Origin of the sequence: Ideonella lacteola, assembly GCF_038066555.1 — a bacterium.
Classification (GTDB): domain Bacteria; phylum Pseudomonadota; class Gammaproteobacteria; order Burkholderiales; family Burkholderiaceae_C; genus Ideonella; species Ideonella lacteola.
Map to the genome: position 1 here is coordinate 120124 of NZ_JBBUTG010000012.1, position 21536 is coordinate 141659.

At 67.0% G+C, this 21536-nt stretch carries 20 protein-coding genes; 18 read left to right on the forward strand and 2 right to left on the reverse strand.

What is annotated here, in order from left to right:
* Positions 1 to 6: 6 nt before the first annotated feature.
* The 5 genes from AACH06_RS18575 to AACH06_RS18595 are packed head-to-tail and all read left to right on the forward strand — an operon-like array spanning position 7 to position 3237.
* Positions 7 to 195 (forward strand): CcoQ/FixQ family Cbb3-type cytochrome c oxidase assembly chaperone, encoded by a 189-nt coding sequence (locus AACH06_RS18575; RefSeq protein ID WP_341427249.1) that lies wholly within the window; start codon positions 7 to 9, stop codon positions 193 to 195.
* Positions 192 to 1115 carry a cytochrome-c oxidase, cbb3-type subunit III gene (ccoP, locus tag AACH06_RS18580; RefSeq protein WP_341427250.1) on the forward strand — a complete coding sequence of 308 codons (924 nt, stop codon included), beginning with the start codon at positions 192 to 194 and terminating at the stop codon, positions 1113 to 1115. Before AACH06_RS18575 ends, ccoP begins: the two co-directional genes overlap by 4 nt.
* A gap of 19 nt (positions 1116 to 1134) precedes the next feature.
* On the forward strand, positions 1135 to 2649 hold the full coding sequence (gene ccoG, locus AACH06_RS18585) for a cytochrome c oxidase accessory protein CcoG (protein WP_423222053.1): 1515 nt from the start codon (positions 1135 to 1137) through the stop codon (positions 2647 to 2649).
* Between the two features lie 44 nt (positions 2650 to 2693).
* A complete protein-coding gene (locus AACH06_RS18590) occupies positions 2694 to 2948 on the forward strand; it encodes a nitrogen fixation protein FixH (protein WP_341427251.1) in 255 nt (84 codons plus the stop codon).
* A gap of 10 nt (positions 2949 to 2958) precedes the next feature.
* Entirely contained in the window at positions 2959 to 3237 is a 279-nt protein-coding gene (locus AACH06_RS18595; RefSeq protein ID WP_341427252.1) for a hypothetical protein, read from the forward strand.
* Between the two features lie 185 nt (positions 3238 to 3422).
* Here AACH06_RS18595 and fnr read toward each other — a convergent pair whose 3' ends face one another.
* Positions 3423 to 4208, reverse strand: coding sequence for a fumarate/nitrate reduction transcriptional regulator Fnr (gene fnr / locus AACH06_RS18600; RefSeq protein WP_423222054.1), 786 nt, complete (start codon positions 4206 to 4208; stop codon positions 3423 to 3425).
* 92 nt (positions 4209 to 4300) lie between these two features.
* On the opposite strand from fnr, the gene hemN reads away from it, so the two are divergent.
* The 11 genes from hemN (at position 4301) to AACH06_RS18655 (ending at position 17801) form a co-directional block, all read left to right on the forward strand.
* Positions 4301 to 5743 (forward strand): oxygen-independent coproporphyrinogen III oxidase, encoded by a 1443-nt coding sequence (hemN, locus tag AACH06_RS18605; protein ID WP_423222055.1) that lies wholly within the window; start codon positions 4301 to 4303, stop codon positions 5741 to 5743.
* Positions 5744 to 5767: 24 nt separating this feature from the next.
* Entirely contained in the window at positions 5768 to 6475 is a 708-nt protein-coding gene (locus AACH06_RS18610) for a sulfite exporter TauE/SafE family protein (protein ID WP_341427254.1), read from the forward strand.
* 219 nt (positions 6476 to 6694) lie between these two features.
* Entirely contained in the window at positions 6695 to 7948 is a 1254-nt protein-coding gene (gene icd / locus AACH06_RS18615; RefSeq protein ID WP_341427255.1) for an NADP-dependent isocitrate dehydrogenase, read from the forward strand.
* Positions 7949 to 8137: 189 nt separating this feature from the next.
* Complete coding sequence (locus AACH06_RS18620; RefSeq protein ID WP_341427256.1) at positions 8138 to 10369, forward strand: formylglycine-generating enzyme family protein; 2232 nt, start codon at positions 8138 to 8140, stop codon at positions 10367 to 10369.
* 241 nt (positions 10370 to 10610) lie between these two features.
* On the forward strand, positions 10611 to 11939 hold the full coding sequence (locus AACH06_RS18625) for a TolC family protein (RefSeq protein ID WP_341427257.1): 1329 nt from the start codon (positions 10611 to 10613) through the stop codon (positions 11937 to 11939).
* Between the two features lie 8 nt (positions 11940 to 11947).
* On the forward strand, positions 11948 to 12940 hold the full coding sequence (locus AACH06_RS18630) for an HlyD family secretion protein (protein WP_341427258.1): 993 nt from the start codon (positions 11948 to 11950) through the stop codon (positions 12938 to 12940).
* A 4-nt stretch (positions 12941 to 12944) separates the two neighbouring features.
* A complete protein-coding gene (locus AACH06_RS18635) occupies positions 12945 to 14129 on the forward strand; it encodes an ABC transporter permease (RefSeq protein WP_341427259.1) in 1185 nt (394 codons plus the stop codon).
* Positions 14126 to 15322, forward strand: coding sequence for an ABC transporter permease (locus tag AACH06_RS18640; protein ID WP_341427260.1), 1197 nt, complete (start codon positions 14126 to 14128; stop codon positions 15320 to 15322). Before AACH06_RS18635 ends, AACH06_RS18640 begins: the two co-directional genes overlap by 4 nt.
* A gap of 453 nt (positions 15323 to 15775) precedes the next feature.
* Entirely contained in the window at positions 15776 to 17062 is a 1287-nt protein-coding gene (locus AACH06_RS18645) for an NAD-dependent epimerase/dehydratase family protein (RefSeq protein WP_341427261.1), read from the forward strand.
* Positions 17063 to 17082: 20 nt separating this feature from the next.
* Positions 17083 to 17340: a DoxX-like family protein gene (locus AACH06_RS18650; protein WP_341427262.1), complete on the forward strand. Its 258-nt coding sequence runs from the start codon at positions 17083 to 17085 to the stop codon at positions 17338 to 17340.
* Positions 17337 to 17801 carry a DUF2269 family protein gene (locus tag AACH06_RS18655; RefSeq protein ID WP_341427263.1) on the forward strand — a complete coding sequence of 155 codons (465 nt, stop codon included), beginning with the start codon at positions 17337 to 17339 and terminating at the stop codon, positions 17799 to 17801. The genes AACH06_RS18650 and AACH06_RS18655 overlap by 4 nt, the downstream gene beginning before the upstream one ends.
* Before the next feature lie 405 nt (positions 17802 to 18206).
* Here AACH06_RS18655 and AACH06_RS18660 read toward each other — a convergent pair whose 3' ends face one another.
* On the reverse strand, positions 18207 to 18446 hold the full coding sequence (locus AACH06_RS18660) for a cold shock domain-containing protein (protein WP_341427264.1): 240 nt from the start codon (positions 18444 to 18446) through the stop codon (positions 18207 to 18209).
* Between the two features lie 247 nt (positions 18447 to 18693).
* On the opposite strand from AACH06_RS18660, the gene clpS reads away from it, so the two are divergent.
* Both clpS and clpA read left to right on the forward strand, forming a co-directional pair.
* Positions 18694 to 19050 (forward strand): ATP-dependent Clp protease adapter ClpS, encoded by a 357-nt coding sequence (clpS, locus tag AACH06_RS18665; RefSeq protein ID WP_341427265.1) that lies wholly within the window; start codon positions 18694 to 18696, stop codon positions 19048 to 19050.
* Positions 19047 to 21356, forward strand: coding sequence for an ATP-dependent Clp protease ATP-binding subunit ClpA (clpA, locus tag AACH06_RS18670; RefSeq protein ID WP_341427266.1), 2310 nt, complete (start codon positions 19047 to 19049; stop codon positions 21354 to 21356). Before clpS ends, clpA begins: the two co-directional genes overlap by 4 nt.
* Positions 21357 to 21536 lie beyond the last annotated feature (180 nt).

A 21536-nucleotide genomic window follows, 5' to 3' on the forward strand; every position in this document is an offset into this window, starting at 1 on the left:
GACGCCATGGAGTTTGATGTCAATACCTGGCGCAGCGCCATCACCGTGCTGTCGCTGCTGTTGTTCCTGGGCCTGATGGCCTGGACCCTGAACCGCCGGCGCCAAGGCGCCTTCGACGAAGCGGCGCAACTGCCCTTCGCCGACCCGGCCGCCGATGCGGCCGATACCTCAGCCCAGCGGAGCACTTTGTCATGAGCGACTTTTTCAATGCCGGTTGGTCGATCTACATCGGCGCCATCACCGTAGCCGGCCTGGTCTTCTGCCTGGTGCTGCTGATGGTGGCCAGCCGCCGCAAGGTGATGGCCAACGACAACACCACCGGCCACGTGTGGGACGAAGACCTGCGTGAGATGAACAACCCGCTGCCGCGCTGGTGGATGGGCCTGTTCGTCATCACCGTGGTCTTCGCCGTTGGCTACCTGGCCCTGTACCCGGGCCTCGGCAGCGCGCAAGGCACGCTGGGCTGGAGCAGCACCGGCCAGTGGCAAGCCGAGCAGGACAAGGCCCACCAGGCCATGAGCCCGATCTACGCCGACCTCGTGGGCAAGCCCGTGGAGGAGCTGGCGAAGAACCCCAAGGCCATGGCGATCGGTGAGCGCCTGTTTGCCAACACCTGCGCCCAGTGCCACGGTGCGGACGGCCGCGGCAGCAAGTCCTTCCCCAACCTGACCGACCGCGACTGGCTGGGCAGCAACATCGACCAGTTGCCGCAGTACATCCACAAGACGATCGTCGAAGGGCGCAGCGGCGTGATGCCGCCGATGGCCGCGGCAGTCGGCAGCGGCGACGAAGTGCGCAACGTGGCGCAGTATGTGTTGAGCCTGTCTGGCAGCCCTCACAACGAGATCGCGGCTCAACTGGGCAAGCCCAAGTTCGCAGCCTGCGCCGCCTGCCACGGCGTTGACGGCAAGGGCAACCCGGCGATCGGCGCGCCGAACCTGACCGACAAGATCTGGCTGCACGGCTGGGGCGAGCCGGCCATCCTGGCGATGATCAATCAGGGCAAGACGAACGTGATGCCGCCGCAAGGCCAGCGCCTGACGCCCGAGCAGATCGAAGTGCTGACCGCCTACGTCTGGAGCCTGTCGCAGAGCACGCAGGTGGCGGGTCGCTGAGAGCGGAGCAACGAAGTCCATGGCCGAGGCACCTACCAGCGGCGCACCCGCCCGCGTGATTCCCATCGCTCCGGTGCCCTCCGGCTCTGCCGGCATGGGGCCCCAGGGCGGGGCGGACGTGGGCGACGTGAGCAGCGGGGAAACCGTCTCGCTGTACCAGAAGCAGCGCAAGATCTACCCACGCTCGGTGACCGGCACCTTCGCCACCTGGCGATGGATGCTGGTCTGGGCCACACAGCTGGTCTTCTATGGCATGCCGTGGCTGATGTGGAACGATCGCCAGGCCGTGTTGCTCGACCTGGCGTCGCGCCGCTTCTACATCTTCGGCCTGGTGCTCTACCCGCAGGACTTCATCTACCTGACGGGTCTGCTGATCCTCTCGGCCTATGCGCTGTTCCTGTTCACCGCAGTGGCGGGCCGGCTCTGGTGCGGCTATGCCTGCCCCCAGACGGTTTATACCGAGATCTTCATGTGGGTCGAACGCAAGTTCGAGGGCGACCGCGCCCAGCGCATGAAGCTCGACGAAGGCCCCTGGGACTGGAACCGCATCTGGCGCAAAGCCGGCAAGCAGGGCTTGTGGATCACGATCGGCCTGTGGACGGGCTTCACCTTCGTCGGCTACTTCACCCCGATCCGGCACCTTGCCGAAGAGGCCATGACCCTCGGCTTCGGCCCCTGGGAATGGTTCTGGGTGCTGTTCTACGGCTTCGCCACCTACGGCAATGCAGGCTACATGCGTGAGCAGGTCTGCAAGTACATGTGCCCGTATGCGCGCTTCCAGAGCGCGATGTTCGACCGCGATACGCTGATCATCAGCTACGACCCCGAACGCGGAGAGCCCCGTGGCTCGCGCTCGCGCAAGGCCGATCCGAAGCAACTGGGCCTGGGCTCGTGCATCGATTGCGGCTTGTGCGTGCAGGTTTGCCCCACCGGCATCGACATCCGCAAGGGCCTGCAGTACGAGTGCATCGGCTGCGCCGCCTGTGTGGACGTGTGCGACGGGATCATGGACAAGATGGCCTACCCGCGCGGGCTGATCCGGTACGCCACCGAGAACAGCATGTCCGAGCACCTGGGCTGGCGGCAGATCATCGCCCGGATCATTCGGCCGCGGGTGCTGATCTACACGGCCGTGATGCTGCTCATCGCCGGGGCCTTCGTCGGCAGCCTGGCGGTGCGCAGCCCGTTCAGGGTGGATGTGGTGCGTGATCGTGCGGCGCTCGCGCGTCTGGTCGACGACGGCTACATCGAGAACGTCTATCGCCTGCAGGTGATGAACGTCACCGAAGCGCCCCAGAGCTACCGCGTGACGGTGGAAGGCCTGCCCGGCGTGGCCATCGAGCGGGGGGCCGCGCTGAGCCTGCAGGGCGCCGAAGCCCGCTGGCTGACCGTGGCCGTGAGGGTTCCTCCCGAGGCGGCCAACCAGGCGGGCACCGGTGCCCACCCGATCGTCTTCCACATCGAACGCCTGGCCGCAGGCAACGCCAATTCGGCGCGTGTCAGTGAAAGATCCAGCTTCGTGGTGCCGCGATAGCGCTTAGGATGGGCCGACAACTCATGCACACCCAAGGAGACACGATGAATTCCTCGACTGCTCGTGAACCGGCCGTGGATTCGCCAGTGTGGTGGCGGCTGCCGATTGTCTGGATGGTGATTGGCGGCCCGCTGGCCGTGGTGGTGGCCAGCCTGGCCACTGCATTCATCGCAGCGCGAGGCGCCGATCCGGTGCTCACGCTGCAAGAGCGTGGCGGTGTCAGTGAGAAAGCGGCCACGCCGGATTCGTTGACACCGGCGCTGCAGGCCCGCAACCACGCCGCCACGGCCAAGCCCTGAGGCCGCAGCCATGGCCACCCTCCCAGTTCCCCAGGAGGTGACGGCGCATGCGGCACCTACCGGCCCCGCGCGTTGGATCTGCATTTTCTGGCCGGCCTTCGTGATGGCCGGTGTGCTCGAGGCCTTGGTGTTCACGCTGGTGGACCCGGGCGAGCTGCACTGGTTTGGCAGCACACCCGTCACCTGGGAGCCGACCACGTTGTATTCGGTGGCGTTCCTCGTCTTCTGGATGGTGATCTCGATGGCTTCGGCGCTCACGCAGTTCCTGGTTCACCCAGAAACGCAGTGACTGCCGGCGGGGCGTGGCGGATGCGCCGCCGTCGTCACCGACAAAGAACTCACCGACAAAGAAAACGGCCCGGGTATTCCGGGCCGTTGTCGTTTTGCGTGGGCGCTCTGGAGTGAGCGCTCTGGAGTGAGCGCTCTGGACTGGGCACTCTCGGGCGAGCTCGATCTGCTGGGCGCCTTCGTGCCTCAGCAGGTGGCGCCGTTGACCAACTGCTGCAGCCCCGCCTGATCGAGGATGCGGATGTGCCGCTGCTTCACCTCCAGCAGTCCGTCGTCCTGGAACTTCGAGAAGGTGCGGCTCACCGTCTCGAGCTTGAGGCCGAGGTAGCTGCCGATCTCTTCGCGCGTCATGCGCAGCACCAGCGCCGAAGGTGAAAAGCCGCGCGCCTGCAGGCGTTGGGTCAGGTTCAGCAAGAACGCGGCCAGGCGTTCTTCCGCCCGCATGCTGCCCAGCAGCAGCATCACCCCGTGATCGCGCACGATCTCGCGGCTCATGATCTTGTGGAACTGGCGCTGCAGGTCGACGAATTCGCGCGACAGCCGCTCCAGATCGGCAAAGGGGATCACGCAGACCTGTGAGTCCTCCAGTGCCACCGCGTCGCACGAGTGCGAATCGCCGCTGATGCCATCCAGGCCGAGCAACTCGCCCGCCATCTGGAAGCCGGTGACCTGGTCTCGACCATCCTCGGCCGAGACGCAGGTCTTGAAGAAGCCCGTGCGCACCGCATAGAGCGACTGGAACGGCTCGCCAGCGCGGAACAGGGCGTCGCCTCGGCGGACGCTGCGGCGCGTGGCCACCAGCTTGTCCAGGCGCTCGAGCTCCTGTGTGGTGAGCCCCAGGGGCAGGCACAGCTCACGCAGGTTGCAGCTGGAGCACGCGACCTTGAATGCGCAATTTCTTTCGGTATGGCCACCCACCGGTGGGGGGCTCGGCTGGATCGATGCAATGACTTCAGTGGTGGGCATGACCATCCTCAATGACGGGGAGATTTTTCTCCCGGCGCCGCGTGTCGGGCTTGCGCAAGATCAAGTGGTGGGGACGCGGGCAGCGGCACGATCGCGGCATGGAAGACTCCACCGTTGCCGCCACGCCCGTGGCCACCGACGCCAGCGCGCCCCCGATCGACGTTCTGCCGATGCCGCTGCTCAAGCGCTTCGACGTGCCGGGGCCGCGCTACACCTCGTATCCCACCGCCGATCGTTTCGTCGAAGCCTTCGGCCCGGCCGACTATGAGCAGGCCCTGCGCCAGCGCGCCGAGGGGGCCAGCGTCGGTGCCCGGGCGGCGCTGTCGCTGTATGTGCACATCCCGTTCTGCGAATCGGTTTGCTACTACTGTGCGTGCAACAAGGTCATCACCAAGCATCACAGCCGGGCCGCCGAATACCTGCTTGCCTTGCGCGCCGAGATCGCGATGCACGCCAAGGCCCTGGGGTCGGCCCAACCGGTGTCGCAGGTTCACCTCGGCGGCGGTTCGCCCACCTTCCTGAGCGACGAAGAACTCCAAGGCCTGATGGCCGAGCTGGGCGATGCCTTCCGTATCCTGCCGGGCGCCGAGGTGTCGATCGAGGTTGACCCGCGCACCGCGTCCCCCGAGCGGCTGGCCGCGTGGCGGCGAATGGGCTTCAACCGCATCAGCTTCGGCATCCAGGATTTCGACCCCGACGTGCAGAAGGCGGTTCATCGCGTGCAGTCGTTCGAATCGGTGCGGGGCCTGATGCGCGCGGCCCGCGAACTGGGCTTCGAATCGATCAATGCCGATCTCATCTACGGCCTGCCCAAGCAGACGCCGGCGTCGTTCGCCCGCACGGTGGCGCAGGTGGGCGAGCTTCGGCCGGATCGTATTGCGCTCTATGCCTACGCGCACCTGCCACTGCGCTTCAAGCCGCAGCGGCGCATCGAGCCGTCGACGCTGCCGCCGCCGGGTGACCGGGTGTCGATGCTGTCCGGCGCCATCGCCAGCTTCCTGGGCCATGGCTACAGCTACATCGGCATGGACCACTTCGCGCTGGCCGACGATGCGTTGGCGGTGGCCAAGCGCCAGGGGCGTCTGCACCGCAACTTCCAGGGCTACAGCACCCAGCCGGATTGCGACCTGGTGGCGCTCGGCGTCTCGGCCATCGGCCGGATGGGGGCCACCTACAGCCAGAACGCCAAGACGCTGCCCGAGTACTACGACGCGATCCACCGCGGCCAGTTCGCCACCGTTCGCGGCCTGGCGCTCACGCGGGATGATCTGCTGCGCCGCGCGGTGATCATGGCGCTGATGTGTCAGGGCAGGGTCGAATTCGAATCCATCGAGCTGGCCTACCTGGTCAAGTTCCGCGACCACTTCCGGGCCGAGTTGAACGAGCTGGCGGCTTTCGAGGCCGAAGGGCTGGTGACCATCGAGTCCGATTCGGTACAGGTGACGGCGCCGGGTTGGTTCCTGGTGCGCGCGATCGCGATGGTGTTCGACAAGCACCTGCAAGCCGATCGCGTGCGCGAGCGCTTCTCGCGCATCATCTGAGAGGCTGGGCGAGGGCACGGGGCGATGAACGGCGCCTTGGTATTGACCGCGCTGCTGATGGGCCTGGCGGGCTCGGTGCACTGCGTGGCCATGTGCGCTGCACCCAGCGCGGCGGGTGTGCGGGCCTGCGGCGCCGGTCGGCGCGAGGGCTGGGCAGCGTTTCATGCCGGCCGGCTCGTGGCCTACACGCTGGCGGGCGCGCTGGCGGCGGCCAGTGTCGGGGCCGTGTCGCGCTGGAGCGCGCTGAGCCCGGCCCTGAGGCCCATCTGGGCGGTGCTGCACGTGGCGGCGCTGGCGCTCGGCCTGTGGCTGCTGGTTCGCGGTCGCCAGCCCGAGTGGCTGGAACGGGCAGGGCGCACACCCACCTCGGCGGCCCGGCCGGATGCGCAGGGCTGGCAACGCATGCGGGGCCCGGTCAAGGCCGGTGGCCTGGGTCTGGCCTGGGTGACGTGGCCGTGCGGGCTGCTGCAATCGGCGCTGGTCGTGGCCGCGCTGGCCAACGATTCCATGGGCGGCGCTGCGGTCATGCTGGTCTTTGGGTTGGCGACGGCGCCGGCGCTGGGCGTGGCGCCGTGGCTGTGGGCCCGGTGGAGCGCCGCCAGTGGCCGCAGCATCACCGCCGGTGTGGAAGCCGGTGCCATCCGCCTGGCGGGGGCCTTGCTGGCCGGCGCCTCGGTGTGGGCGCTGGGCCACGACGTGCTGACCCGCCTGGTGGCGTTCTGCCTGAGCTGATGGGTGCTCGACTCACTACCCTTCCCGGCGAGGTTCCCGGGGCTTTCCTGCGTTTTTCCGACAGTTTTCTGGCGTTTGAGAGCGGCAGCGCCGGGCGTCAGAGGCCCGACCGGACCGTCTCCAGGGTGGTCAGCCGGGTGACAGGTCGGCTGAACTAGAATTTCGGGTTCCGAAAACCCTTTTCACAACCTCCTACACGGAGCGCGGAGCTTGGCAAGCATGTACCAGCACATCAAGGTGCCCGAGGGCGGGCAGAAGATCACCGTGAATGCGGACTTCTCGCTCAACGTCCCGAACAACCCGATCATTCCGTACATCGAGGGTGATGGCACCGGCTTTGACATCACGCCGGTGATGATCAAGGTGGTGGACGCAGCGGTCGCCAAGGCCTATGGCGGCGCCAAGAAGATCCACTGGATGGAGATCTACGCCGGCGAGAAGTCGACCAAGGTCTACGGCCCCGACGTGTGGCTGCCCGAAGAGTCGCTCGCCGCACTGCGCGAGTTCGTCGTCTCGATCAAGGGCCCGCTGACCACGCCCGTGGGCGGCGGCATCCGTTCGCTGAACGTGGCCCTGCGCCAGGAGCTCGACCTGTACGTCTGCCTGCGCCCGGTGCAGTACTTCGCTGGCGTGCCTTCGCCGGTGAAGGAGCCGCAGAAGGTCGACATGGTGATCTTCCGCGAGAACTCGGAAGACATCTACGCCGGCGTCGAGTGGGAAGCTGAGAGCGAGAAGGCCAAGAAGGTCATCAAGTTCCTGATCGAGGAAATGGGCGTCAAGAAGATCCGCTTCCCCGACACCTCGGGCATCGGCGTGAAGCCGGTCTCGCGCGAAGGCACCGAGCGTCTGGTGCGCAAGGCCATCCAATACGCGATCGACAACGACAAGCCCAACGTCACCATCGTCCACAAGGGCAACATCATGAAGTTCACCGAAGGTGGCTTCCGTGATTGGGCCTACGCCCTGGCCCAGAAGGAATTCGGCGCCGAGCTGATCGACGGCGGCCCGTGGTGCAAGTTCAAGAACCCGAAGACGGGCAAGGACATCATCGTCAAGGATTCGATCGCCGACGCCTTCCTGCAGCAGATCCTGCTGCGCCCGGCCGAATACTCGGTGATCGCCACCCTGAACCTGAACGGTGACTACATCTCCGATGCGCTGGCCGCGCAAGTGGGCGGCATCGGCATCGCCCCGGGCGCCAACCTGTCGGACTCTGTCGCCTGCTTCGAAGCCACCCACGGCACCGCCCCGAAGTACGCCGGCAAGGACTACGTGAACCCGGGTTCCGAGATCCTCTCGGCCGAGATGATGCTGCGCCACATGGGCTGGATCGAAGCCGCCGACCTGATCATCAGCTCGATGGAAAAAGCCATCCAGAGCAAGAAGGTCACCTACGACTTCGCCCGCCTGATGGACGGCGCGACGCAGGTCTCCTGCTCGGGCTTCGGCCAGGTGATGATCGAGAACATGTAAGTTCTCCCGGCGCGGGCGCCTCGTGCTCCCGCGGCCCAAGCAACCCCGGCCCGCTCGCGCGGCCCGGGGTTTTTTGTTGTTGGCGGTCTCGGAGACCGCGGTGGGTTGGCCCTATCAACGCCCAAGACGCAGAACGCGTCCGTGCAACTACCGTTCGCCAGCGTGCGCACGGACGGTCAGAATGAAAGGGTGAAATCGCTTTCAAACACCATCGTCGGCCTGCTGTGCCGAACCGGGCGGCCGGCCGCTTGCGCCGCGGCTGCGCTGACACTGACAGGGGCTGCCATGGCGCAGGGGCAAGAGGTGAAGATCGAGGTGCGGGGCAGCCAGATCGCTGGCCCCGCGCAGCAAGACCTGGGTGAGCCTGACTGGATGGCCCGCCTGAACAACTGGAAGCGCGATGTCGCGGGCACCCGCGATGCGTGGTGGCAGGCGATGCAGGCCTGGCGTCAGGAACAGCGGCAACGTCTGGGTCACGACGGCGCGCGCTATGGCCGTGCCGACCTGCAGTGGACGCAGCGCAGCTTCGTGCAGCCCCAAGCGATGGTCGAAGACCGATACCTGTACGACCCCCAGCAGCGCCGCTACACGGTCGATCGCTACCTCGATGATCTCGAGAAGCGCTACGGCGGCATCGACAGCGTGCTGATCTGGCCCATCTATCCCAACATCGGCATCGACAACCGCAACCAGCTCGACATGCTGCGCGACATGCCGGGCGGCGTGCCTGCTGTGCGCGCGATGGTCGACGACTTCCACCGGCGGGGCGTGCGGGTGTTCTTCCCGGTGATGCCATGGGACACGGGCACCCGAGACGAAGGGCGCCCGCTGGCCGAGGCGGCGGCGCGGCTGGTGGCCGAGCTGGGCGGTGACGGGATCAATGGCGACACCATGGACGGCCTGCCGCGCGAGTACCGCGAGGCCGCCGATGCGACCGGCCACCCGATCGCGCTCGAGCCCGAGCTGGCGTTGCGCGACGATGCGATGCTGGCCCACAACCAGCTCACCTGGGGCTACTGGGAGACACCGTTCGTCCCGCTGGTGAGCAAATGGAAGTGGCTGGAGCCGCGCCACATGGTGCACGTGGCCGACCGCTGGGCGACCGATCGGCACCAGATCTTTCAGGCCGCGTTCTTCAACGGCACCGGCATCCAGAGCTGGGAGAACATCTGGGGCTGGTGGAACGGGCTCACGCCTCGCGACGGCGAGATCCTGCGCCGCATCAGCCGCATCTACCGAGCCTGGCCCGAGCTTCTGGTCAGCGCAGACTGGACGCCCCATGTGGCCACGGGCCACTATGGTGTCTATGGCAGCCGCTTCCCGTTGGACCGCGTGAGCCTGTGGACGCTGGTCAATCGCAATGACTTCGGCGTCGAGCAGAACCTGCTTCCGGTCGAGGCTCGGCCCGGCGTGCGCTACTACGACGCCTGGCGCGGCACCGAGCTTCGGCCCGTGCGCACTGCCGATGGGCAGGCCTGGCTGGACGTGCCCATCGAAGCGCGTGGCTATGGTGCGGTGCTTGAGGTCGGAGAGGGGGCCGATGCGCGCCGCTTGCACACCTTCCTGGCCAGCATGCGCGATCTCTCGGCCAAGCCCCTGGCGTCGTATTCATCGGTCTGGCAGCCGCTGCGGCAGACGATGGTGGAGGTGCCGAGCACTGCACCGGCCGCCACCGCCCCGTCGGGCATGGTGACCATCCCCGCGGGCGAGTTCCACTTCCGGGTTCGCGGCGTGGAGATCGAGGGCGAAAACCGCCCGGGTATGGATGTGCAATACCCGTGGGAAGACCTGCCTCGGCGCGAGCACAGCCGACGTCTGTCGATGAAACCCTTCCACATCGATCGTCACCCGGTCACCAACGACGAGTACAAGCGCTTTGTCGATGCCACCGGCTATAGGCCGGCCGACGATCACCACTTCCTGAGGCATTGGCAGGGCGGGGCGCCACGTGAAGGGGAGGGTCGGCGGCCCGTCACCTGGGTGTCGTTGGACGATGCCCGCGCCTATTGCCAATGGGCGGGCAAGCGGCTGCCGCACGAGTGGGAGTGGCAGTACGCCGCCCAGGGCACCGATGGCCGGCTCTACCCATGGGGATCCACCTGGGACGATGCCAAGGTGCCGGCTCCGTCCACCGGGCGTGACCTGGCGCCCCCGCCGGAGGTGGGCCGATTCCCTCAATCGGCCAGCCCCTTTGGTGTGGAAGACCTGGTCGGCCATGTCTGGCAATGGACCGACGAGTACCACGACGAACACACCCGCGCCGCCATCGTCCGAGGTGGCAGCCACTACCGGCCTCAAGGCGCGATGTGGTACTTCCCGCTGACGCTCAAGCTGAACGAGCACGGCAAGTACCTGTTGATGGCGCCGGCCAAGGACCGCGCCGGCACGCTGGGTTTCCGTTGCGTCAAAGACGCTGTGTGACCGCGAGACGGGCCGTTCGCCTACCGGCCGGGCATGGCTTCAGTTAACGTCGGGTCCGTTGGCGGGGTGCGGCAAGGCTGCCTCCGGTTGCCCGGCACGGGCCAAGATGAACAAGAGTGGGCGAGGAGTCATGTTGCAGTCGTCGCGGCCGGTCTTTCGAACGGCGACCCGCTGGGCTGTGGTGGCCTGTGGCGCGTTCAGTGTGTCTGCGTCGGGTGCGTGGGCCGCGGCCGGAGAGCCGATGGATCTGGCCCAGGCCTTGACACGCGGCATGGACGTGGCCGGCTCGGTGCGCAGTGCGTCGCTCGATGTCCAGGCCAAGGGCTTGCAGGCCGAGGCCCTGTCGAATCTGAATGGGCCGGCGGTCAGCCTGTCGGGCTTCGCCGGGCGCGTGTCCACCAGCTTCAACCTCGACATCTCGCGCCTTTCCGCCGCGGCCAATCCGTTGATCGCGGGCCTCGATGCGGCGGCCGGCCTGGACATCCCGCCCCTGCCGAACACCTTGTCGACCACCCGCGAGTTCAATCTCAGCTCGGTGGGCGTGTCGGCCAATTGGCCGGTTTACACCGGCGGCCGGCTGGAGGCGGTGCGTGGCGTGGCCCAGGCCCGCATTGGTGAAGCCCAGGCCGAGCTGCAAGAGGCGCAGGACAAGGCAGCGTCCACCACCGTGCAGCGCTATTTCCAACTGCAGTTGGCGCAGTGGGCGGCCAAGGTGCGGGGCGACGCCGTCGATGGCATCGCGGAGCACCAGCGCCAGGCCAGCCGCCTGGAAAGCGCGGGTTTGATCTCGACCGCCGATCGGCTGCGCGCCGATGTGGCGCTCGACGGCGCGAAGCGCGAGCTCTCCAAGGCCCGCAGCGACGTGGAGATCGCTGGCGTGGCGCTGCGGCGGCAATTGGCCGCCGAAACCGATATCCGGCCGACGACGCCCCTGTTCGTGCACAGCCAGCCGGTGGGTGGGCTTCAGAGCTTCATCGATCTGGGCATGGCGCATCACCCCGCGTGGCGCAAGCTGGCCAGCAAGCGTGATCAGGCCGACCAGGCCGTGAAGCTCAGTGGCAGCGAGTTCTCGCCCATGGTGTTTGGCGTGGGCAACTACAACTTCAACAAGGGCGACGACAAGCTGGTGCAGCCCAACTGGTACGTGGGCGTGTTCGTCAGCATCCCCTTGTTCGGGCATGTGGACCACGGCAAGTCGGCCCTGGCCGCCAAGCTGGACCGCCAGCGGGTGGATGAAACAGCCGAGCAGGCCAAGCGAGACATTCCCACGCTGATCGAAAGCCAGTGGCGGGCGATGGAGAACGCGCGAGCGCAGGTCCTGTCGATGGACTCGACCTTGAAGCTGGCCCGCGAGAGCCTGCGCCTGCAGACGGTCGCGTTCTCGCAGCAACAGGCCACCACACTCGATGTGACCGACGCGCGGCTCAGCCTGGCCAAGAACGAAACCGAACGGGCGCAAGCCGCTTATGAATACGTGATGTCCCTGTCGCGCCTGCTCGAAGCCTGCGGCCAGCCCGAGCGTCTGCCCGAGTACGCGCGCAGCGCCGACATCACCTTCACCCTCGAATGAGCGCCGCCATGGCAGAACGCAACAAAGCATCGATCGGCAAGACCCTCGCGGGGGTCGCCGTGGCCGTGGGCGTGATCGGCTTCCTGGCCTGGGGGCTGAGCCAGGCGTTCGCGCCACGTGCGCTGCCGCTGCAGGCGCAGATCGAGGCGCAGGAAGTCAACGTCTCTTCCAAGGTGCCCGGGCGGGTCGGTACGGTGCACGTTCGGCTCGGCCAATCGGTGAAGGCGGGCGACCTGCTGTTCGAGCTGGACAGCCCCGAGGTGGCGGCCAAGATCACGCAGGCGCGCTCAGCCCAGGCGGCTGCGCAGGCCGTGGCGGCCAAGGCCCAGGCCGGCGCGCGGCCCGAAGAAGTGGAGATGGCCCGGCTCGCCTGGGAGCGGGCCCAGACCGCCGCCCGCATCTCGCGCACCACCTTCGATCGGGTGGACGCGATGTTCAAAGAGGGTGTGCTGGCGCGCCAGAAGCGCGACGAGGCCGAGGCGCAATGGATGGCCGCTGATCAGCAGGCCCATGCGGCACAGGCCCAGTACGAGATGGCCCGTCGCGGAGCACGCACCGAAGACAAGCGGGCGGCAGAGGCCCAGGCGCAGCAGGTGGGCGGGGTGGTCCAGGAGGCCGAGGTGGCCCAGGCTGAAACCAAGATCAAGGCGCCGATCGCCGGTGAGGTGGCGAAGGTGCAGATCCAGCCCGGCGAGCTGGCGCCCCAGGGCTTCCCGGTCGTCACGCTGGTCAACCTGTCGGACATTTGGGCCGTGTTGCAGGTGCGCGAAGACGACATGTCGGCCTTCGGCATGGGCAGCAGCCACACCGGTGAGGTGCCGGCGCTGAAGGCCCAGGTATCGTTCAAGGTGAGCTCGATCGCGGTGCTGCCCGATTTCGCCACCTGGCGCGCCGCGCGCCCCGGGGGCACGGATCTGCGCACTTTCGAGATCCGGCTGCGGCCCGAGCTGGTGCCGGCGGGCTTGCGGCCCGGCATGAGCGTGGTCTTCCCGCCTCGTTGACGCCGTGCGCGACTCGCAGGGCGGCGGATGGGCCAGGGTGGTGGCGCGTGAGTGGCGCCACCTGAAGCGCGACCCGTGGGATCTGGGCATGCTGACCTGGATCCCCCTGGCGCTCTTCGCCCTGAGTTGGTGGATCTTCAGCGCGGGCGTGGCGCGTGACCTGCCGATCGTGGTGATCGACCGCGACGCGTCGAGCGTGTCGCGATCGCTCGTGCGCATGCTCGACGAATCGCCCGGGATTCACGTGGCGGCTCAGCTGGCCACCGAGGCCGAAGCGCAGCAGCTGCTGCGCGAGCGCACGGCGTTCGGCATCGTCATCATTCCAGCGGGCTTGCAGCGCGACCTGTCGGGCGGCCGCAGCGCCAACGTCCAGTGGTTCTACAACGGCCAGTTCTCGGCGCATGTCGGCGGCCTCGGCCGCGATGTGCGCACGGTGGTGGCCACGCTGTCCGCCGGCGCGGAACTCACCGGGCGCGAGAAACGGGGCGCGTCGGTGAGGCAGGCCACGGTGGCCTATGAGCCGATCCGCGTGAGGCTGGTGACGCTGTTCAACGAGAACGCGAACTACGAGTCGTTTCTGGTGTTGGCGATCATCCCGTCGCTGCTCCAGGCCTTTGTGGCGCTCGCCGCCATCACCGCTTTCGGCCGTGAGCTGAAGGCCGGCAGCGTGCCGGCATGGCTGGAGGCCGCGGGCGGCCGTTGGGGGGCGGCGATGGTCGGCAAGCTGGTGATCCCGGCGGCGGCGTTTGTCGTGCTCTCGCTTCTGTACCTGGCGTTCTTCACGGCCGTGCGGGGCTGGGCCATCGAGGGCAGCGCCGGCATGGTGGTGGCCGGCCTGGGCTTGTTGGTCGCGGCCTACCTGGGCTTGGGCACCTTCCTCATCGGCGCCACACTCAACATGCGCCTGGCGCTGTCGGCCGCGGCCTTCATCACGGCGCCGGCTTTCGCCTTCTCGGGCCAGGGCTTTCCGCTGGTGGCCATGCCGACGGCGGCTCGGGCGTGGGCCGAAGCGCTGCCACTGACACACTACCTGCAACTGCAGAGCCGCCACTGGATGGCGGGCGCCCCGGCCGCCTACAGCGCGGGTGAGGCCCTGGTGTTGGGCCTGTTCGCCCTGGTCTCGCTGGCGGCAGGCGCGTGGTTGCTCAGCCGCCGCGCCGCGCACCCACAAGCCTGGGGGCGTGCATGACGGCCTGGCGCGAGGTGCTGCACGCCTTTGTCGCCACCTGGCGGGCGATGCTCTCCGACAGCGCGGCCATGATGCTGCTGTTCGCCGGCGGCATCGTCTACTCATTCTTCTACCCGTTGCCGTACGCGAAGGAAACCGTGCAGCGCGTGCCGGTGGCCGTGGTGGACCAAGACCGCAGCGCGCTCTCGCGCCAGATCACTCGCTACGCCTCGGCCCACCCGGCCATCCAGGTGGTGGCCGTGTCAGCCGATCTGCGCGAAGCCCAGGACCTGATCTGGCGCAACGAGGTGGCCGGCATGCTGTTCATCCCCTCGGGCTTGCAAAGCAAGGTGGCCGCGGGGCGGGCGGCCGAGGTGGAGGTGGCAGGCAACGGCATTTACATGATGCTGAACAAGGCCGCCCTGAACGGGCTGGCCCAGGCGGTAGGCACGGTGTCGGCCGGTATCGAGATCAAGCGCCTGTCGGCGGCCACGCCATCCAGCGCCCAGGCCCAGGCGCAGCGTGGGCCGGTGGGCCTCAATGCGGTGGCACTGTTCAATGTGCGTGAAGGCTATGGCGCCTATGTGGTGCCCGCCGCGGCGGTGCTGATCATCCAGCAGACCTTGCTGCTGGCGGTGACGCTGCTGTTCGGCACCTGGGCCGAGCGGGGCGGGTTCCCCGTGCGGCGCGATGTGGCCGGCTACGTCGGCATGTGGTGCGCGGTCGCCTGTGTGCCCATTCTCAACAGCCTCTATTACTTTGGCTTCGTCTTCTGGTGGCAAGACTATCCGCGCGGTGGCAATTTCGGCGGGCTGATGCTCTTCACCCTGTTGTTCGCCTTCGCCGTGTCCGCTTTCGCGATCATGGTGGGGAACCTGTTCCGCTCTCGTGAGCGCAGCGCTCAGCTGCTGGTGTGCACCGCGATGCCGATCATCTTCCTGTCGGGCGTCACCTGGCCGGTGGAGGCGTTGCCGGATGTCCTGAAGGCAGCGCGCTGGTTGATCCCGTCCACGCCTGGCATTCAGGGCTTCGTCGCCCTGAACCAGCTGGGTGCCAGCCTGCACGAGGTGGCCGCCGAGGCGGTGGGCCTGGTCGCGCTGATGGTGGCCAGCGTGTCGCTGGGCTACTGGCGCTGGCACCGGATGGAGAAGGCTCAACGGCGACGGTGGTCCGCCCAGGTGCCGAGCGCCAGCCCTGCGGCGAACCAGCTGTAATCGGTCACCGCGGCGACTGCCGCCACAGCTGCCGCGCCGGCGGCCAACCGGGCCGGGGAGGGTGGGGGCGAGGGCCGGCACACTGCTTCTTCGTACACGGCCGCCCAAAACAACGAACTGCCGGTGTGGATGGCTGCGCCCACCGCGGTGTGCCGGATATCGGCTGTATCCAGGCGCAAAGCGCGCGACTCGTAGAGCCAGTGGCTCACCGCGTTGAAAGGCGCTGCCATGCTGCCGGCTTAAACGCGTCCGCGCCAGGCCAGCGCGGCGGCCGACAACAGGCTGGCCATCATGCCCGCGGGCAAAATCGTTGCCGCGCGACGGCGCGGTGCGATGGTCAGGTGATTCATCGTCCCTCCAGGCTATTTGGCGGATGGCCGGCGCGTGGCAAGTCGCGTGCCGCCGGGCAGGCTGAGTGGCTCCCCCGCGGCTTCCTATCCTGGAGACGATCGATTGCGGATTCTGTTGACCGGCGCCAGCGGTTTCATCGGCCGCCACCTCGCGAGCATGCTCTCAGGCGCCGGGCACACGGTGATCGGTGCCGCGCGCCGCCGGCCCTCTCCGGATGTCGCCGACGCCTGTCAGGCCTGGCACGACATCGACTTCGCCACCGTCGAGTCTCCCGAGGCATGGTTGCCTTGGCTGGCCGATGTCGATGTGGTGATCAATGCGGTGGGCATCGTCTCGGAAGAGCCGGGCTCGGCAGGGTTCGAGCGATTGCACCATCGCACATCCGCCTTGCTGTTCGAGGCCTGTCAGCGGGCCGGCGTGAAGCGGGTCATCCATCTGTCCGCCCTGGGCGCTGACGCCAGTGCCACAAGCCGCTACCACCTGAGCAAGCGGGCGGGCGATGAGGCGCTGCTCGTCCGGCGGGCTCAAGGACTGGACGGTGTGGTGCTGCAACCGTCGCTCGTTTTTGGTTTGGGCGGCGCCAGCACCCAGCTCTTCCTGCAATGGGCCACTTGGCCGCGTCTGCTGGTGCCGGAGGGGGCGGGGCCGGTGCAGCCGGTGCATGTGGATGACCTGAGCGCGTGCGTGCTGCAACTGGTCGAACGGACAGGTGGGGGCGAAGCGTCCGACCCGGTCATCCCGGTCGTCGGACCTGAACCGCTGGCCTGGGAGGAGTACTTGCAACGCCTTCGCGCCGCCATGGGCCTGCCGCGAGCGCCGGTCTGGAGGGTGCCCCTCGCCTGCGTAGATGTGGCGGTGTCGTTGGGCGAGCGGTTGCACTCGCGTCTGGTGACCCGCGAGATCTGGGCGATGCTGCAGCGTGGAAACACGGCGCCGATGGCCCGGCCGAGCCGGCCTTGCAGGCCGGCGGAGCGGTTCCTGTCGGTCGATGAGCAAGCAGCGGCACGGCTGATGGCGCGCCTGCCGCCCGCGCTCGCCCTGCTGCGCTTCAGTCTGGCGCTGGTGTGGATCGTGACGGCAATCGTGTCGTTCGGGCTGTTTCCGGTGGCAGACAGCCTAGGGCGTGTTCACACTACGCAGCCCCGTGCGAACGGGTTGTCCAGGGATGCAGGGCAAGGCGCCCGACGCCGCCCAGGCTGGTGCCTGGGCAAGGTGGGCAACGCCGCCATGCGCCCTGGACGGCCCGTTCCCGAAGGGTTGCCACCAGAACCAGCCGCCCGCGGCGTTGCAAAGCCTGGCCGGGGCCGCACCCCGGCTTCGTTTTGCGCCTTGCGCTCGACCGGTTCTGGTGGCAACGCATCGGGGCTCCGTAGTGTGAACACGCCCTAGCCCTGTTGGCCCGAGCGGGGATGCCCGATGCCTGGGCGCCAGCGATGCTCTATGGCGCGGCGGCGGTTGACCTGTTGCTGGGCGCGGCCACGCTGGCCAGGCCCGGCAAGGCGTTGTGGTGGGCGCAGATCGGCTTGATCGTGCTCTACACCGTGATCATCAGCTGGAAACTGCCTGAGTTCTGGCTTCACCCCTACGGACCGGTTCTCAAGAACCTGCCCATCCTGGCGGCGCTCTCGCTGCTGATCGCTCTCGAACCCGCACGACCCGCCCGATGACCTATCTGTTGCTGAAGTGGACCCACATCGTGTCGTCGACGCTGCTCTTTGGCACGGGCATTGGCTCGGCGTACTACATGCTGATGGCGAGTCTGAGCCGCGACGTGCGAGCGATCGCGGTGGTGGTGCGCCTGGTGGTGCTGGCCGACTGGATCTTCACGACCACCGCGATCATCGTGCAGCCGGTGACGGGCCTGTGGCTGGCCAGCCTCGCCGGGTGGCCGTGGACCACGCCCTGGATCGCGGCCTCGATTGCCTTGTACATGGTGGCTGGTGCCTGCTGGCTGCCCGTGGTGTGGCTGCAACTGCGCATGCGCGATATGGCGTGCACTGCTGCGCAGGCAGGTGAACCGCTGCCGCCGGAATACGGGCGTTATCTGCGCTACTGGGTGCTGTTGGGCATCCCGGCCTTTGCCGCGCTCGTGGTGGTCTTCTTCCTGATGGTCGCCAAGCCCACCTGAGCACGGGGGGCGCGTTAACGGGGCTCAAGCCGGGGCACGCGCACGGCCGCAAACAGACGTCTTCAACCTGCGGGCGACACGCCTCCTCGCCCGGGGCGCGTCGTGGCCTGGCGAGTCAGACTCGACCCACGTCGAGGGGCACCCACGTTGCACCTGAAGAGGGCGGCGGGAGGCGACGTCGGTCGCTCAGCCGCACCCATCGTCGTGCTGCGTCGATACCCCCGCCATCGGGGCGAGACAGATCCCGCCTCAGAGGCGCAGGATCGTGCCCGCCCAGCGGCAGACTGATCCACGCCACCATGGCGTAGCGGGCGTCACCCGTGCGGGCGACGCCAGTTTGATATTCCCATTTCTTGGGGAGAACGCGCCTTGGGCCACCCACCAACCGGCCCATGACGCGCGGGCTCAGCCCGGCTGTTCTTCAGACGCCGTCGAGGCGCCGACCGTGCGAATGTTCTGGGCCAGGTGGCCCTTCGGGCCTTGCACCAGTTCAAAAGTGACCTGGCTGCCCTGTTTCAGAGTGCGAAAGCCATCCATCTGGATGGCCGAGAAATGGGCGAACACATCGTCGCCGCCGCCCTGCGGCTCAATGAAGCCAAAACCTTTGGCATCGTTGAACCATTTGACGGTACCCATCAAGTCCATGCTTTCCTCCTGACGCCTTTTTTGCGAAGGCTTGTGAGGCTATTTTTGTGGGCCGGGTTCGGCCGTGTCAATGGCAAGGACTGGTCGATCGTCATACCTTCGGCAGACTGACAACGCCCTGATCCCACGGATGAGGGAGTCGATAAGCCCCGGCCTGCGGCGCTTTTTCACTCAATGGCCCGTTGGCTTCTGCGGCGAACATGACGGTGTTCCTGTGCTGCGCAAGTCAACTGGCTATACTCGTTTCATGCCTTCGAAAGCGCCCAAGCCTCCTGCCTTGCCGCCCTCGGTCTCACGGCCGGACGAGGGTGACGGCTCGGTTGTCGCCGAGAAGAAAGCAGCACGGACCAAACCGCCCCGGATGTACCAGGTCGTCATGTTGAATGACGATTTCACGCCGATGGAATTCGTCGTGATGGTGCTGCAGGAATATTTCAGGCTTGATCTTGAGTCCGCCACCCTCATCATGTTGAAAATCCACCATGAGGGTCGGGCCGTCTGCGGCGTCTTTTCCAAAGACGTTGCGGCCACCAAGGTCGAGCTGGTGCTCGCCGCCGCGCGTCGCTCAGGGCACCCGCTTCAATGCATTATGGAGGCCGCATGATTGCCCAGGAACTTGAAGTCAGCTTGCACATGGCGTTCGTCGAGGCGCGCCAGCAGCGGCATGAGTTCATCACCGTCGAGCACCTGTTGCTGGCGTTGTTGGACAACCCCTCGGCGGCTGAAGTGTTGCGAGCCTGCGCGGCCAACATCGAAGACCTGCGCAAGAGCCTGGTCGCCTTCATACGGGAGAACACCCCGACCGTGGGTGGCACCGAAGAGGTCGATACGCAGCCGACGCTGGGTTTCCAGCGGGTGATCCAGCGCGCGATCATGCACGTGCAGTCCACCGGCGGCGGCAAGAAGGAAGTCACCGGCGCCAATGTGCTGGTGGCCATCTTCGGCGAGAAGGATTCCCACGCGGTCTACTACCTGCACCAGCAGGGCGTCACCCGCCTGGACGTCGTGAACTTCATCGCGCACGGCATCAAGAAGTCGGATCCGCCCGAGCCCCAAAAGGGCAACGAGGGCAACCCCGGTGACGGTGAGAAGGAAGAAGGTTCCGGCGAGGGCAAGGGCTCTCCGCTGGACCAGTTCACCACCAACTTAAATCAGCAGGCCCGCGACGGCAAGATCGATCCGCTGATCGGTCGCGAGAGCGAGGTCGAGCGCGTCATCCAGGTGCTTTGCCGCCGCCGCAAGAACAACCCGCTGCTTGTCGGCGAAGCCGGCGTGGGCAAGACCGCCATCGCAGAAGGCCTGGCCTGGCGCATCACCGAGGGCGACGTGCCCGAAGTGCTGGCCGATGCCACGGTGTACGCGCTCGACATGGGCGCACTGCTGGCCGGCACCAAGTACCGCGGCGATTTCGAACAGCGGCTGAAGGGCGTCCTCAAGCAGTTGAAGGAGAGCCCGAAGTCGATCCTGTTCATCGACGAGATCCACACCCTGATCGGCGCGGGCGCTGCGTCCGGTGGCACGCTGGACGCCAGCAACCTGCTCAAGCCGGCGCTGTCGTCGGGTGCGATGAAGTGCATCGGCGCCACCACGTTCACCGAGTACCGCGGCATCTTCGAGAAAGACGCTGCGCTGTCACGCCGCTTCCAGAAGGTCGACGTCGTGGAGCCGTCGGTCGAACAGACGGTCGAGATCCTCAAGGGCTTGAAGTCGCGTTTCGAGGAGCATCACAGCGTCAAGTACGCGCTGGGTGCCTTGCAGGCGGCGGCCGAGTTGTCGGCCAAGTTCATCAATGATCGTCACCTGCCTGACAAGGCGATCGACGTGATCGACGAGGCCGGCGCCGCCCAGCGCATCCTGCCCAAGAGCAAGCAGAAGAAGACGATCACCCGCAACGAGGTGGAAGAGATCGTCGCCAAGATTGCGCGCATCCCGCCGGCCAGTGTGTCCAGCGATGATCGCGGCAAGCTCAAGAGCCTCGAGCGCGACCTGAAGAGCGTCGTCTTCGGCCAGGATCCGGCGGTCGATGCCCTGTCTGCGGCCATCAAGATGGCGCGCTCCGGCCTGGGCAAGGCGGACAAGCCAATTGGCGCCTTCTTGTTCAGCGGCCCCACGGGGGTCGGCAAGACCGAGGTCGCCAAGCAGCTGGCCTACATCCTGGGCATCGAGCTGATCCGGTTCGACATGTCCGAGTACATGGAGCGTCATGCCGTCAGCCGCCTGATCGGTGCGCCCCCGGGGTATGTGGGCTTTGACCAAGGCGGCCTGCTGACCGAGGCCATCACGAAGAAGCCGCATGCGGTGCTGCTGCTCGACGAAATCGAGAAGGCCCACCCGGATGTCTTCAACGTGCTGCTGCAGGTCATGGACCACGGCACGCTGACCGACAACAACGGGCGCAAGGCCGACTTCCGCAACGTGATCATCATCATGACCACGAACGCGGGCGCCGAGACGATGAACAAGTCGACCATTGGCTTCACGACCAAGCGGGAGCAGGGCGATGAAATGGGCGACATCAAGCGCCTGTTCACGCCGGAATTCCGCAACCGCCTGGACGCGATCGTCAGCTTCCGTCCGCTGGACGAAGAGATCATCCTCCGGGTGGTGGACAAGTTCCTGCTGCAGCTGGAACAGCAACTGGCCGAGAAGAAGGTCGAGGTCACCTTCACCGACGGTCTGCGCAAGCAGCTTGCCAAGAAGGGCTTCGATCCGCTGATGGGCGCACGACCGATGCAGCGCCTGATCCAGGATGCGATCCGCAAGGCGCTGGCCGACGAACTGCTGTTCGGCCGCCTGGTCGACGGTGGCCGCCTGACGGTGGACGTGGACGCCGAGGGCCAGACGGTGCTGGACATCCAGCCGACCGGTCGCAGCGGCGACAAGCCCAAGGCCGAAGCGGCCGCGATGTAGAGCCGACGCGGCTCACCCGCTTGGCTGGTGAGCCCCAAAAGGGCGGCCGGCCGGCTCGGTGGGCTGCCTCAGCGGCCCGATTCTGCAGGCCGGCCTGGTTCTGCGGGCCAGCCGAACATTGTCGCCGACGTGCTTCCTGGAGCCGTCGGCGTTTTGTTTGGGCCGTCGGATTCGCCCACC

Excerpts from the sequence above, each read along its gene's own strand:
- AACH06_RS18650 (WP_341427262.1), top strand. The coding sequence starts at position 17,083 with ATGCCCGATGCCTGGGCGCCAGCGATGCTCTATGGCGCGGCGGCGGTT.
- AACH06_RS18660 (WP_341427264.1), bottom strand. The coding sequence starts at position 18,446 with ATGGACTTGATGGGTACCGTCAAATGGTTCAACGATGCCAAAGGTTTT.
- hemN (WP_423222055.1), top strand. The coding sequence starts at position 4,301 with ATGGAAGACTCCACCGTTGCCGCCACGCCCGTGGCCACCGACGCCAGC.
- ccoG (WP_423222053.1), top strand. The coding sequence starts at position 1,135 with ATGGCCGAGGCACCTACCAGCGGCGCACCCGCCCGCGTGATTCCCATC.
- clpS (WP_341427265.1), top strand. The coding sequence starts at position 18,694 with ATGCCTTCGAAAGCGCCCAAGCCTCCTGCCTTGCCGCCCTCGGTCTCA.
- AACH06_RS18640 (WP_341427260.1), top strand. The coding sequence starts at position 14,126 with ATGACGGCCTGGCGCGAGGTGCTGCACGCCTTTGTCGCCACCTGGCGG.
- clpA (WP_341427266.1), top strand. The coding sequence starts at position 19,047 with ATGATTGCCCAGGAACTTGAAGTCAGCTTGCACATGGCGTTCGTCGAG.
- AACH06_RS18610 (WP_341427254.1), top strand. The coding sequence starts at position 5,768 with ATGAACGGCGCCTTGGTATTGACCGCGCTGCTGATGGGCCTGGCGGGC.
- AACH06_RS18590 (WP_341427251.1), top strand. The coding sequence starts at position 2,694 with ATGAATTCCTCGACTGCTCGTGAACCGGCCGTGGATTCGCCAGTGTGG.
- icd (WP_341427255.1), top strand. The coding sequence starts at position 6,695 with ATGTACCAGCACATCAAGGTGCCCGAGGGCGGGCAGAAGATCACCGTG.
- AACH06_RS18575 (WP_341427249.1), top strand. The coding sequence starts at position 7 with ATGGAGTTTGATGTCAATACCTGGCGCAGCGCCATCACCGTGCTGTCG.
- fnr (WP_423222054.1), bottom strand. The coding sequence starts at position 4,208 with ATGGTCATGCCCACCACTGAAGTCATTGCATCGATCCAGCCGAGCCCC.
- ccoP (WP_341427250.1), top strand. The coding sequence starts at position 192 with ATGAGCGACTTTTTCAATGCCGGTTGGTCGATCTACATCGGCGCCATC.
- AACH06_RS18655 (WP_341427263.1), top strand. The coding sequence starts at position 17,337 with ATGACCTATCTGTTGCTGAAGTGGACCCACATCGTGTCGTCGACGCTG.
- AACH06_RS18630 (WP_341427258.1), top strand. The coding sequence starts at position 11,948 with ATGGCAGAACGCAACAAAGCATCGATCGGCAAGACCCTCGCGGGGGTC.
- AACH06_RS18625 (WP_341427257.1), top strand. The coding sequence starts at position 10,611 with ATGGATCTGGCCCAGGCCTTGACACGCGGCATGGACGTGGCCGGCTCG.
- AACH06_RS18595 (WP_341427252.1), top strand. The coding sequence starts at position 2,959 with ATGGCCACCCTCCCAGTTCCCCAGGAGGTGACGGCGCATGCGGCACCT.